Origin of the sequence: Bradyrhizobium sp. BR 10289 (genome assembly GCF_019455385.1) — a bacterium.
Lineage (GTDB): Bacteria > Pseudomonadota > Alphaproteobacteria > Rhizobiales > Xanthobacteraceae > Bradyrhizobium.
Genome location: NZ_JACOFR010000028.1, coordinates 1 through 12,896, shown reverse-complemented (window position 1 = coordinate 12,896; position 12,896 = coordinate 1). Strand labels below are relative to the sequence as shown.

Here is a 12,896-nt window from a genome sequence, read left to right as displayed (position 1 = left end):
GATCGTGGGTCCATCGAATTAGAACGCGTATTCCGCGTAGGCAGGTTCCACGGAGCCGTTCCAGGGGCCGTTGAACTTCTCAAGCATTTCCTCGGCCGGAGTCCGGCCGGAATCGATGATGCGGTCGAGCGGCTCCAGATGCCGGGTCTCGTCGCGGCCGAGCTGGTCGATCCGGCCACGCCGGCGCAGGCCGGCATGTGCCAGAACGAGGCATTCCTTGGCGACCTCGAACAGATAGCGGTCCTTGATCCGCGACTTGAAGCCGAAGCGCGGCACGTCGTCGCGCAACGCCTGGCGTTCATGCGCGCTCCAGTGCTTCACCAGGTCCCAGGCGGCGTCGAGCGACACCTCGTCATAGAGCAGCCCGGCCCAGAACGCCGACAGGGCCGGCAGACGGCCCCACGGGCCGCCGTCGGCGCCGCGCATCTCGAGATAACGCTTGAGGCGCACCTCCGGGAAAATCGTCGAGAGATGGTTGGCCCAGTCCGACAGCGTCGGCCGCTCGCCGGGCAGGTTGTTGTTGCGGCCGTCGAAGAAGGCGCGGAAGGAAGAGCCAGAGACGTCGATGTAATCCTCGCCGCGCTTGACGAAATACATGGGCACGTCGAGCGCGTAGTCGACATAGCGCTCGAAGCCCATGCCGTCCTCGAACGCCCACGGCATCATCCCCGCGCGCGCATTGTCGGTATCGCGCCAGATCTCGGAGCGGAAGGAGAGGAAGCCGTTCGGCTTGCCTTCGGTGAAGGGCGAATTCGCAAACAGCGCGGTTGCGACCGGCTGGAGCGCCAGCGACACGCGCAGCTTCTTGACCATGTCGGCTTCCGAGGAGAAATCGAGATTGGTCTGCACCGTGCAGGTCCGGTACATCATGTCGAGGCCGTACTGGCCGACCTTCGGCATGTAATTGGTCATGATCTTGTAGCGGCCCTTCGGCATCACCGGAATGTCGGCACGCGACCAGGACGGCGTCATGCCGAGACCGAGGAAGCCGATGCCGAGCGGGGTCGCGATCTCGCGCACCTGCGCCAGATGCGCCATCAGCTCGCTCTGGGTCTGGTGCACGGTCTCGACCGGCGCCCCCGACAGCTCGAACTGTCCACCGGGCTCGAGCGAGATCGCGCCGCCGCCCGTGACGTCGTAGAGACCGATGATGTTGCCTTTCTCCATGATCGGCTCCCAGCCGAGCAGGAGCTTCATGCCTTCGAGCAGCGCGCCGATGCCGCGCGGCCCCTCGTAAGGCACCGGACAGTGGCCCTCGAGCGTGAACGGGGTCTTCTCGTGCTCCGTGCCCATCCGCCATTCGGACGCCGGCTTGCAGCCGGCCTCGAACCAGGCGACGAGCTCGTCGCGCGATTGCAGCGGCGTCATGTCGATCTGATCTCGCGCCATATCAAACTCTAATCAAAAGGGCGCTTCGACCGAAGGCGCGCGGGTGACGGGGATGGTCCGCGAACCCACCGGGTGCACGGCCGAGCTGGTGCGCTGCGCGAGTCATCGCGATGGCGTGGTTTCGTTGGTGTTATTGGCGACGGGCGGCAGCTTCATCTCGCCGCACGAGCAGCCGAGACGGTCGAGCAGACCGCTGAGCTTGACGGCATCGGCATCGGACAGTTTCGAACCGACATACTTTTCGATCGCGGCCGAATAGGCGCCCCACATCCGCTTCTGGAGTTCGCGGCCGGCCTCCGTGATCTCCACAAACTGGCCGCGCTTGTCGATCTTGCATTCGCGCCGGCACGCGAGGCCCTCGTCGACCAGGCGGTCGATCAGGCGCGAGGTGGAATATTGCGGGATCAGCATCTGCCGTTCGAGCTCGACCGGCCGCAGCTCGCCCCCGGGCGCCCGGGACAGCTCAAGCAGCGCATCGTACCAGGCCAGCGGCGGGAAGCCGGCCTTCTTCAGATCCTGCTCGACACAATCGAGCACGCGGCTCTGCACCCGCATCAGGCGGATCCAGGCGGAGGTCGCCTCGGTCGATGGTTTGCGTTTCATGGTCCCGCTCAAGCTCGTCGTCCGTCTCTTACCCCACTCGATGCACCTGCATCAATCTTGACTATTCCATGCAGGCGCATGTAGTCGGTCTTTCGCCCAAACCAAGCATCGAGAGGAGGAAATTCCCTAAAACTCTATGACTCGCCTGGCGCGTGCTCCCGTCACCCCACATCGCGCTTTCCTGGAGTCGGCTGGTCAGGGTCGATACCGGGCCAGGAAGCTCGAAATGGTGAGGATTATCTGAAGCTGATCGCCGAGGGACATGGGCCTGCGCTGGGCCTCGACAGGGGCGAGATCGTGACCGAAGCCCCGGTCATTGTCCAGATGATCGCCGACCAGGCTGAGGCCCTGGCGCCGGCCCATGGCAGCGCCGAACGCTACAAGCGGCTCGAATGGATAAATTTCCTGCCGTCGGAGATCCACAAGAGTTTCAGCCCGCTGTTCGCCCCGGCGCTGAACGACCCAGTCCACGGGGGCGGCGGCTATTGTTTCGCGATGCTGACCCGAGGCGATCGGATGAAGTTCGACCGCTCGGCGATGCCGAACCTCGCCGCCTACAAAGCCCTCGTCGCAGCGCGGCCACGGGTGCAGCCTGAACCCAATTTCAGGGGATCATCATACCTGCGATTGGACTTATGAACCACCGTTCGCACTATGTAAGTACTTCTGTCTTGTTCCCGCCCGAAGGGCGCCAAGCTGCGGTTGCAGATCAAAAGTGCTCTCATCGGGGTTGAATTTGACGATCGCCCTTTTGTTGATTTTTGTAAGCGCATTGGCAGGACTGGCCACCGGATTCACTTATCGAGTCTGGGCTCTGATCCTCATTTCACCTCTGATTGCGCTGCTTGCGGCAATCATTCTTCACGTTTACGGATTTGGCATCGTCGCAGGCGTCACGACCATTACCGGCTGTCTCGTCGCCTCGGAGCTCGCCTATCTAGCCGCGACTTATCTGATGCACAGGCGCGAGATTTCACTTCAGGACGCGATCGACGGCGCCCCAAGCGAGCAGCGCGAGCAAGGTATCCGCCGCCAGCACAAGTAGCGCCAAGGCCGCCCAAAACATCGGCCCCTTTCGCCGCAGGCGTACTCCGTTCGGGTGTGGCTGGAAGCGAGCAAGCGCAGAAGCAGCTCCATATTTCGTGCCCAGTTCACGGTCACGCATGGTCTTCTGAAGCGCAAGCGAATTCATTGCAGACACTTTCCTCGTCTTCGGCAGCCTGTCGGCTTCCGGCAGCGGTCTGACCGCTGGCTGACCTCAATTTCTTAGCAAAACTAGTGCCAGAGCCGAGCGAAAGAACGGCATTGCTTTTACGCGGCCGTGGCAATTTCTCCCCGCACTGGAACTCTGGCATGGTTCGTAGGCGGATATTGTGACTTGTCCACAATCCAAGACCTTCATGACGCAACCGTGATGACGTCATCAAAAGAAAAAGGCCGGATCGACGATCCGGCCTTTCGTTCTTAAACGTCTTCAACCGATCAGGCTGCCACCTTCTTCGGCGCGAAGCGGCCGTAGAAGGTTTCACCCTTTGCCGCCATCTCCTCGAGCAGTTTCGGCGGGGCGAACCGCGAGCCGTATTTCGCTTCGAGCTTGTGGCAAAGCTCGACGAACTTCTTAGGCCCCATGAAGTCAATGTAGGACAGCGTGCCGCCGGTGAACGGCGCGAAGCCGAAGCCGAGGATCGATCCGACATCCGCCTCGCGCGGATCGGTGATGACGTGATCCTCCACCGTGCGCGCGGCTTCCACCGCCTGCACCACCAGGAAGCGCTGCTTCAACTCTTCGACGTCGAGCGTATCAGGATCGAGTTGCTTCGGCTGCAGCGCCGAGAGACCGGGCCACAGGCTCTTCGAGCCCTTGCCCTTCTCGGGATAATCGTAAAACCCTTTGCTGTTCTTGCGGCCGAGGCGGCCCTGGTTCTCGACCAGTTCCACCATCAGCTTCTTCTGATCGGGGTTGATGGCGTTCGGGCCGAGATCGGCTTCGGTTGCCTTCATGATCTTGAGGCCGAGGTCGAGCGCGACTTCGTCCGAGAGCGAGAGCGGGCCGACCGGCATGCCGGCCATCTTGGCGCAGTTCTCGATCATCGCCGGCGGCACGCCTTCGAGGAACATCTCGTTGCCTTCGGCGACATAACGGCCGACACAGCGATTGGCGAAGAAGCCTCTGGAGTCGTTGACGACGATCGGCGTCTTGCCGATCTGCCGGACGTAATCAAGCGCGGTCGCGAGCGCGACATCGCCGGTGTTCTTGCCCTTGATGATCTCGACCAGCATCATCTTCTCGACCGGCGAGAAGAAGTGGATGCCGACGAACTTGCCCTCGTCCTTGAAGCTCTCTGCCAGCGAAGTGATCGGCAGTGTCGAGGTGTTCGAGGCAAAGATCACGTCGGGCTTGAGATATTCCTGCGCCTTGGCGAAGGTCTCGGCCTTGACCTTGCGGTCCTCGAACACGGCCTCGATGACGAGGTCGACGTCCTTCAACGCAGCGTAATCCGCGGTTGGTGTGATGCGCGCGAGCAGCTTCTCGGCATCGTCGGGCTTGGCGCGGCCCTTCTTGATCTGCTCCTCGATCACCTTCTGCGCATGGGCCTTGCCCTTGTCGGCGCTCGCCTGGTCGCGGTCGATCAGCACGACGTCGAGGCCGGCGCGGGCCGAGACGTAGCCGACGCTCGCGCCCATGAAGCCGGCGCCGATCACGGCGATCTTCTTCACCTTGGTAGCGGGCACGTCCTTCGGACGGCGCGCGCCCTTGTTGAGCTCCTGCATCGACAGGAACAGGCTGCGGATCATCGCCGCCGCTTCCTTCGAGCGCAGCACCGAGGTGAAGTAGCGCGACTCGACGCGAAGCGCAGCGTCGATCGGCAGCTGCAGGCCTTCGTAGACGCAGCTCATGATCGCGCGCGCGGCCGGATAGTTGTCGTAGGTCTCGCGGCGATAGATCGCGTTGCCGGCCGGGAACATCATCATGCCAGCCTTGGAGAACACCGGACCGCCGGGCAGCTTGAAGCCCTTCTCGTCCCAAGGCGCGACGGCCTTGCCGCCGCCCTTGATCCACTCCTTCGCGGCCTTGATGAGATCGGCGGCCGGCACGATGGCGTGAATGAGGTTGAGCTGCTTCGCCTTCTCGACGGTGACGGGCTCGCCCTTCAGCAGGATCGTCATCGCGTCCTGCGGCGGCACTAGGCGCGGCACCCGCTGCGTGCCGCCGGCGCCGGGGAACAGGCCGACCTTGACCTCGGGCAGGCCGAGACGGGTCTTGGGATTCTCCGCGGCGACGCGATAGTGGCAGCATAGCGTGATCTCGAAACCGCCGCCGAGCGCGAGGCCGTTGATCGCGGCCGCCCACGGCTTGCCGGATGTTTCGATCGAGCGCAGCACCTGCGAGAAGCGGCGGCTCTGGTCGAACAGCATCTGGTTCGCGGCGGTCTCGCCCTGCTCCTTGAAAACTTTCGCGTAGGCCTGGTTCATGCCTTCGAGCATGGAGAGGTCGGCGCCGGCGCAGAACGCCTCCTTGGCAGAGGTGATGACGACGCCCTTCACCGCGGCGTCGGCCGTGGTCGCCTTGACGATCCCCTCTAACTCGTTGGTCGAGGTCTCGTCGAGCACGTTCATCGAACGGCCCGGGATGTCCCAGGTGACGAGCGCGATGCCGTCGGAATCGGTTTCAACCTTGAAGTTCTTGTACGACATGTTGATGGCTCCTCAACCCTTAGACGCGCTCGATGATGGTCGCGGTGCCCATGCCGCCGCCGATGCACAGCGTGACCAGGGCGGTGGACTTGTTGGTGCGCTCGAGCTCGTCGAGCACGGTGCCGAGGATCATCGCGCCGGTGGCCCCTAACGGATGGCCGAGCGCGATGGCGCCGCCATTGACGTTGATTTTGGCATTGTCGATGTCGAAGGCCTGGATGTAGCGCAGCACGACCGAGGCGAAGGCCTCGTTGAGCTCGAACAGGTCGATATCAGACTTCTTCATGCCGGAACGGGCGAACAGCTTTTCGGTGACGTCGACCGGGCCGGTCAGCATCATTGCAGGCTCCGAGCCGATATTCGCGAACGCGCGAATCTTGGCACGCGGCTTCAGGCCGTACTTGCTGCCGGCCTCCTTGCTGCCGAGCAGGACGGCACCGGCGCCATCGACGATGCCGGAGGAATTGCCGGCGTGGTGCACGTAATTGACGCGCTCGATTTCCGGATGCGACTGCACGGCGACGCCGTCGAACCCGCCCATCTGCGCCATCATCGTGAACGACGGCTGCAGCTGCGCCAGCGACTGCATCGTGGTCGAGGGACGCATGTGCTCGTCCTTGGCGAGGATGGTCAGGCCGTTGATGTCCTTCACCGGGACGATCGACTTGTCAAAGCGGCCTTCCTCCCAGGATTTCGCTGCACGCTGCTGGCTTTGCACCGCATAGGCGTCGACATCGTCGCGCGAGAAGCCGTATTTGGTCGCGATCAGATCGGCCGAGACGCCCTGCGGCATGAAATAGGAAGGCACGGCCATCGAGGGATCCATCGGCCAGGCGCCGCCGGAGGCGCCGATGCCGACGCGGCTCATGGATTCGGCGCCGCCGCCGATCACCAGCTCGTGCTGGCCGCTCATCACCTGGGCGGCGGCAAAGTTCACGGCATCGAGACCGGAGGCGCAGAAGCGGCTGATCTGCACGCCGGGGACGGCTTCGCCGAGGCCGGCCTTGAGCGCGGCGAAGCGCGCGATGTCGGAGCCTGCTTCGCCGACCGGATCGACCACGCCGAGGATGACGTCGTCGACGGAATCTTCGGGAAGGTTGTTGCGGTCCTTCAGCGCCTTCAGCGGCACGGTGGCGAGCGCGAGCGCGGTCACCTCGTGCAGCGAGCCATCGGCCTTGCCGCGGCCACGCGGCGTGCGAACGTGATCGTAGATATAGGCATCTGCCATGGGAGCCTCCTGATTGCGGTTATCTTGCTGACGACCGCTGCGCGGTCGCGATCATTTGTGGGCGGGAAACCTCAGAAGGCTTCCGCCGGCAGTTCCATGATGGTGGCGGCGCCGGACTGGATGCGCGCGAGATTGGCCGCGGTCTCCGGCAGCATGCGCTCCATGAAGAAGCGGCCGGTGACGAGTTTTGTGGAGAGATAGGGGGTCGTCCCACTGGCGGCAATCTTCGCCAGCGTCACCTTCGCCATCTTCGCCCACATGTAGCCGAGCGCGACGAAGCCGAAGAGATGCAAATAGTCGGTTGCGGCTGCTCCCGCGTTGTCAGGCTTCATCATCGCGTTCTGCATCAGCCAGGTGGTGGCCTGCTGGAGATGGCCAAGCGACGTCGACAGCGGGGTGATGAACGGCTTCATCGCCTCGTCGCCGCCGTTCTCCTTGGCGAACGCGCCGACCTCGCCGAAGAAGGCCATGATGGCGCGGCCGCCGTCGCGCGGCAGCTTGCGGCCGACCAGGTCGAGCGCCTGGATGCCGTTGGCGCCTTCATAGATCATGGCAATGCGCGCATCCCGCACGAACTGCTCCATGCCCTGCTCGGCGATGTAGCCATGGCCGCCATACATCTGCTGCGCCTGCACCGCATTGGCGAAGCCGTAATCGGTGAGGAAGCCCTTCAGCACCGGCGTCATCAGGCCCATGTGATCGTCGGCGGCCTGGCGGTCCTTCGGGTCCTCGGAGCGGTGGGCGACGTCGCTCTTCAACGCGGTCCACATCACGAAGGCGCGCGCGGCTTCGTTGAAGGCGCGGATCGACAGCAGCGTACGGCGCACATCCGGATGCACGATGATCGGGTCGGCCGGCTTGTCCGGCGCTTTCGCACCGGTGAGCGAACGGCCCTGGATGCGCTCGCGGGCATAGGCGACCGCGTTCTGATAGGCGACCTCGGACTGCGCGAGGCCCTGCACCGCGACGCCGAGCCGGGCTTCGTTCATCATCACGAACATGCCCTGCATGCCCTTGTTCTCTTCGCCGATCAGCCAGCCGGTGGCGTTGTCGTAGTTCATCACGCAGGTCGAATTGCCGTGGATGCCCATCTTGTGCTCGATCGAGCCGCAGACGACGCCGTTGCGTGCGCCGACCGAACCGTCGGCATTGACCAGGAATTTCGGCACCACGAACAGCGACACGCCCTTGATGCCGGCCGGCGCGCCCTCGATGCGGGCGAGCACGAGATGGATGATGTTGTCGGCGAGATCATGCTCGCCGGCCGAGATGAAGATCTTGGTGCCGGTGATCTTGAAGCTGCCGTCGGCCTGGCGCACCGCCTTCGTGCGGAGCATGCCGAGATCGGTGCCGCAATGCGGCTCGGTCAGGTTCATGGTGCCGGTCCATTCGCCGGCGACCATCTTCGGCACATAGGTCTGCTTCTGCTCCGGCGAGCCATGGACGATCAGCGCCGCGGTCGCGCCCATGGTGAGGCCGCCATACATCGAGAACGCCATGTTGGCGGAGATCTGGAATTCGTTGACGGCTTGCGACAGCGTCACCGGCAGCCCCTGCCCGCCGAACTCGGTCGGTGCCGACAGGCCGAGCCAGCCGCCTTCGGCGACCTGCTTGAAGGCATCCTTGAAACCCTTCGGCGTGGTCACGCTGCCGTCCTCAGTGCGCTTGCAGCCTTCGAGATCGCCGACGCGATTGAGCGGCTGCAGCACCTCTTCGGCGAGCTTGGCGGCCTCGCCGAGGATCGCCTCGCGCACGTCGCTCGACGCATCGGAAAAGCCGGCAAGGTTATCGTAGCGGTCGATCTGGAAGACGTCGTTGAGCAGGAAGTTCACGTCTTCGACGGGCGCTTTATAGATCGGCATGGTGGTCTCCCGGCGGGCGGTCTGAAGTAATGATCTGGCTTAGGACTGGGCTGCGGCGAGCTGCTCCGCCATCAGGCGGTGCAGCATGTTGATGGCCTTGAGCGGCCGCACCATCACCTTGAAATTCGTGATGCGGCCCTCGTCATCGAAAGTGATGATGTCGACGCCGTTGATCTCGATGCCGTCGATCTGGGTCTTGAATTCGAGCACGGCGCCGCTATCGCTGCGCCACTCGCCGACATAGGTGAAGCCCGGACCACCGAGCACCTTCTCGGCGCTGGCGAGATATTTGAAGGTGATGTCGCGGCCGCGCTGGGGCGAATGCACCACGGGGCTCTCGAACACGGCGTCGGGATGCAGGAGGTCCCACAGCGCCTTGTGGTCGTGCGACGTCATGAAGGCGTACCAGGCGTCGAGACCGGTCATTTCAGGCTGCCTCCCAAAGGGCTTTGGCACCAAAACGCGAAAACAACCCCATGCACAGTAGCGAGGAAGTTGATTCCGTTTGATTTTCGGGTCGGATCGTCAGCCCCGACCTTCGGCCACCTCATATGCACATTGACGCATATGCACCAATGCGCATAAAGTCAAGTCAATTGGTCGGGACTAACAAGGAGCAGGTGCCATGGCGCTGGGCGACGCAATCCTCGCATGCCTGACGGAACGGCCGATGACGGGCTACGAGCTCGCCAAGACCTTCGACTCCTCGATCGGCTTCTTCTGGAAGGCCGACCACCAGCAGATCTACCGCGAGCTCTCCAAGCTGCGCGACCGCGGCTACATCCAGGGCCGCGAGGTCGTGCAGACGGGCAAACCCAATAAACTCATTTATACGCTCACTCCGGAAGGCCGAACAGCGCTGCGGCACTGGGCCGCGCGGCCGAGCACACCCCCCTCCATCAAGGACGACCTCCTGGTCCGGCTGCACGCGCTCGACAGTATCGACATCGAGCCGATGCGGACCGATCTGATGGACCGCTTGGAGCACCACCGTGACCGCCACGCCAACTACGAGCGCATCCTCAAGAAGCGCTTTCCGGATGGTACGGCATCAGGCGTGCTCGACCTCGGCAACCTGCTGCTGCTCCAGCTCGGCGCCCGGCACGAGCAGATGGTCGCGGACTTCTGCGAGGAGGCGCTGGAGGCGCTGTCGGCGATGAGCGGCAAGGACACGGGAATGGGCACGGTGGTGCCGCTGGAGGATGGCAAGCGGGAGGGGAAGGGGTGATCCGGCTAAACCGGCAGATTGTCGGTCATCCCGGGCGGCACCTCGCCTTGCGCTGACCGTTCGGCCAGAAGCTGCTTTTCGGCCTCATACCAGAAGGTGTCCATTTTCCCGCTTGGCTCGCCGGCGCCTTTCCAGATCTCATAGGCCCGCTTGCGGATTTCTTCTTCAGTCAGACCTGCCATCTCGAACATCCTTTGTTGCTCAAGTTCCAAGCTGCCAGGACGCAGAGAGTTCCCGGAACGCAGGATTCTGGGCCAAGCTGGGCCGGGGCCGCCCAACTTTAAGACACCGGCGCCCCATTCCTTAACCCGTTATTTACCGTAACAGGAAAAAGTCGGTTTTCGAGGCAGACGACCCGCGGCAAATCCGGTTGTGATTGCAACCGGCACGCGTGGGGAGGCTGGAGGTGCCGGGTGGGGCGCCGAAGTCGGAACCGGACAGAGTCATGAATTCGCGCGTATCGTGGAGTGCTGACGGCATCGATCCCTCCGTCCGAGAGCGGGCCGAAGCTGCCGCGCGTCGCGCCGGCATGTCGCTCAACGATTGGCTGAACTCCACGCTCGGCGAGACTGCCCCGCCGAATTTTCGCGCGCCTTACGATCAGCGCGATCCGCGCCAGGATCCACGCCAAGATCCACGTCAGGATCAGCGCCCGCAACCCATGCCGAGCCAGGAGAGCCGCGAAGTCGCCGACATCCACCAGCGGCTCGACGCCATCACCCAGCAGATCGAACGGATTTCAAAACCCGCACCGCGCCAAGACTCTGCGCAAAGAGACGTCTCGCGCGAGCAGGGCGTCGCGCGCCAGCTCAACGACGCCATCTCGCGGCTCGATGCGCGCCTGTCGCAAATCTCGCGGCCGCAGCAACCCCAGCAGCCTTCTGCGCCGCGGCCGGCCCCTGCGCCCTCACCCGTTGAAACGCGCCAGCGCCAGGCCGATGCGGTCGAGCGCGCGGCAGCCCAGGTCTATCGCAGCTCGCCGCCCTTGAGCCCCGCTTCGTTCGATGTCGCGGTCGCCGAGATCACCGCGCGCCAGAGCGAGCTCGACGGCTTTGCGCCGCGCCAGGTGCCGCCGCGCGCGGCGCCGTCGATCGCCCCCGGTGCAACGCCCTACGCCGCTCCTTACACGCCCCCGATGGCGCCGCCGGCACCTGCCTATGCTCCGCCGCCGCCACCGCAGCCGGGCCCGGATTTCTCCTCGCTCGAGCGCCATCTGCTCAAGATCACGAGCCAGATCGAATCGCTGCAGCGCCCCGACAATACCGAGCAGGCGATCAACGCCTTCCGCGGCGAGCTCGCCGAGATCCGTCAGGCCATCACCGAGGCGATGCCTCGGCGCGCGATCGAATCGATCGAGAACGAGATCCGCTCGTTGCACCGTCGCATCGACGAAACCCGCTCCAACGGCACCGACGGCCAGGTGCTGTCGGGCATCGAGCGCGCACTGTCCGACATCAAGCAGGTGCTGCGCACGCTGACGCCGGCCGAGCAGCTCACCGGCTATGACGAGGCGATCCGCAATCTCGGCGCCAAGCTCGACCTGATCCTGCGCGCCAATGACGATCCCTCGACCGTGCGCCAGCTCGAAGGCGCGATCTCGGCGCTGCGCGGCATCGTCTCCAACGTCGCCTCCAACGAAGCGCTGGCGCGGCTATCAGAGGACGTGCAGCTGCTGTCGTCCAAGGTCGACCAGATCACCCGCCCCACCGGTCCCAGCGACAGCTTTGCCGTGCTGGAGCAGCGCATCGCCGCGCTCACCGCCGCGCTGGAAACGCGCGAGCGGCCAGAGAGCAGCGAGCATCTGGAAGCTGCAATCCGCGCGCTATCTGACCGGTTCGACCGCATGCAGGTCGGCAACGATTCCGCCTCGACCTTCGCCCATCTCGAACAGCGGGTCTCGTATCTCTTGGAGCGGATCGAGGCCGCCTCGGATCCGCGCAACGGCAATTTGAGCCGCGTCGAGGACGGGCTGCACGACATCCTCCGCCACCTCGAGCGCCAGCAGGCGACCTATTCGGCCCTCGCCGAGAGCCGAAATTCGGCGCCGGCTGCCGATTCCGGCATGGTCGATCTGGTCAAGCGCGAGCTCTCGGACATCCGATTCAGCCAGGCCGAGACCAACCGCAGCACCCAGGACTCGCTCGACGCCGTCCACAGCGCGCTCGGCCATGTCGTCGACCGCCTCTCGATGATCGAAGGCGATCTGCGCGCAGTACGCAGCGCGCCGCCTGCTCCGCAGCCGATGCCCATGCCGGCTTCCATGCCGGCTTCCTTGGCGATGCAAGCGGCCGCTCCGATGGAGCCCGCGCCTGTCGGGCGTGAGCCGCGGCCGCAAGCACCGCAGCAGCCGAAATACGATCCGAAGCCCGAGCTGCCGAACCCCGCAGCCGCGCAATACCCGGCGCAGTCCGCCTTCGTCGCGGCGCCGCGCGAATTCCACGCTGCAGCGCCTGCCGCGCCGCCGCCGATGCCGATGGCACAGCCGGTGCCGCCGCGCGCGATCAGCGAAATCCTCGAGCCGCACACCGCCCCTGCCCGCGCCGCGATCGCGCCCGAACTGCCGCCGGACCATCCGCTCGAGCCGGGCACACGGCCGGGCAGCCGCGCCGCAACGCCGTCGGAGCGCATCGCCGCCTCCGAAAGCGCGATCAGCGAAATTCCCGCAGCTCCAAAGGAGCCGGTGTCCTCGTCGAGCTTCATTGCCGCCGCGCGCCGCGCCGCGCAGGCCGCCGCCGCACAGCCGGAAAAGCCGGCCCGCGGCGCCAAGGCAAGTGCAAAGGCAAGCGCGAAGGCAGCAGCCAAGGCGGCAAATGCCGCCGGTCCCAAGAGCCAGGAACAGGGTCAAGGAGGTGGCTCGACCATCACCTCGAAAATCCGCTCGCTGCTGGTC

10 protein-coding genes and 1 pseudogene are annotated in these 12,896 nt (G+C 64.5%); 4 read left to right on the top strand and 7 right to left on the bottom strand.

Going from position 1 to position 12,896, the window contains the following annotated elements:
* Positions 1-18: 18 nt before the first annotated feature.
* Both HYH08_RS31720 and HYH08_RS31715 read right to left on the bottom strand, forming a co-directional pair.
* Positions 19-1,389, bottom strand: coding sequence for a glutamate--cysteine ligase (locus HYH08_RS31720; protein WP_220013765.1), 1,371 nt, complete (start codon positions 1,387-1,389; stop codon positions 19-21).
* A 102-nt stretch (positions 1,390-1,491) separates the two neighbouring features.
* On the bottom strand, positions 1,492-1,992 hold the full coding sequence (locus tag HYH08_RS31715; RefSeq protein WP_220013764.1) for a MarR family winged helix-turn-helix transcriptional regulator: 501 nt from the start codon (positions 1,990-1,992) through the stop codon (positions 1,492-1,494).
* A 126-nt stretch (positions 1,993-2,118) separates the two neighbouring features.
* On the opposite strand from HYH08_RS31715, the pseudogene HYH08_RS31710 reads away from it, so the two are divergent.
* Together HYH08_RS31710 and HYH08_RS31705 are read left to right on the top strand one after the other, a co-directional pair.
* A pseudogene (locus tag HYH08_RS31710) lies at positions 2,119-2,631 on the top strand (glutathione S-transferase family protein); the annotation flags it as partial.
* Positions 2,632-2,728: 97 nt separating this feature from the next.
* Positions 2,729-3,037, top strand: a complete 309-nt coding sequence (locus HYH08_RS31705) for a hypothetical protein (RefSeq protein WP_220013763.1) — start codon at positions 2,729-2,731, stop codon at positions 3,035-3,037.
* Positions 3,038-3,474: 437 nt separating this feature from the next.
* Here HYH08_RS31705 and HYH08_RS31700 read toward each other — a convergent pair whose 3' ends face one another.
* The 4 genes from HYH08_RS31700 to HYH08_RS31685 all read right to left on the bottom strand — a co-directional run bounded on the left by HYH08_RS31700 (position 3,475) and on the right by HYH08_RS31685 (position 9,204).
* On the bottom strand, positions 3,475-5,688 hold the full coding sequence (locus HYH08_RS31700; RefSeq protein WP_220013762.1) for an FAD-dependent oxidoreductase: 2,214 nt from the start codon (positions 5,686-5,688) through the stop codon (positions 3,475-3,477).
* A 19-nt stretch (positions 5,689-5,707) separates the two neighbouring features.
* Positions 5,708-6,916, bottom strand: a complete 1,209-nt coding sequence (locus HYH08_RS31695; RefSeq protein ID WP_220013761.1) for an acetyl-CoA C-acetyltransferase — start codon at positions 6,914-6,916, stop codon at positions 5,708-5,710.
* A gap of 71 nt (positions 6,917-6,987) precedes the next feature.
* A complete protein-coding gene (locus HYH08_RS31690) occupies positions 6,988-8,778 on the bottom strand; it encodes an acyl-CoA dehydrogenase C-terminal domain-containing protein (RefSeq protein WP_220013760.1) in 1,791 nt (596 codons plus the stop codon).
* A gap of 39 nt (positions 8,779-8,817) precedes the next feature.
* Positions 8,818-9,204 carry a nuclear transport factor 2 family protein gene (locus HYH08_RS31685; protein ID WP_220013759.1) on the bottom strand — a complete coding sequence of 129 codons (387 nt, stop codon included), beginning with the start codon at positions 9,202-9,204 and terminating at the stop codon, positions 8,818-8,820.
* A gap of 199 nt (positions 9,205-9,403) precedes the next feature.
* Between HYH08_RS31685 and HYH08_RS31680 the strand changes: the two genes are divergently transcribed.
* Positions 9,404-10,006, top strand: a complete 603-nt coding sequence (locus HYH08_RS31680) for a PadR family transcriptional regulator (protein WP_220013758.1) — start codon at positions 9,404-9,406, stop codon at positions 10,004-10,006.
* A 5-nt stretch (positions 10,007-10,011) separates the two neighbouring features.
* Here HYH08_RS31680 and HYH08_RS31675 read toward each other — a convergent pair whose 3' ends face one another.
* Entirely contained in the window at positions 10,012-10,188 is a 177-nt protein-coding gene (locus HYH08_RS31675; protein ID WP_220013757.1) for a DUF2934 domain-containing protein, read from the bottom strand.
* Positions 10,189-10,451: 263 nt separating this feature from the next.
* Between HYH08_RS31675 and HYH08_RS31670 the strand changes: the two genes are divergently transcribed.
* A partial coding sequence (locus HYH08_RS31670) for a hypothetical protein (protein WP_220013756.1) occupies positions 10,452-12,896 on the top strand: 2,445 nt, incomplete at its 3' end.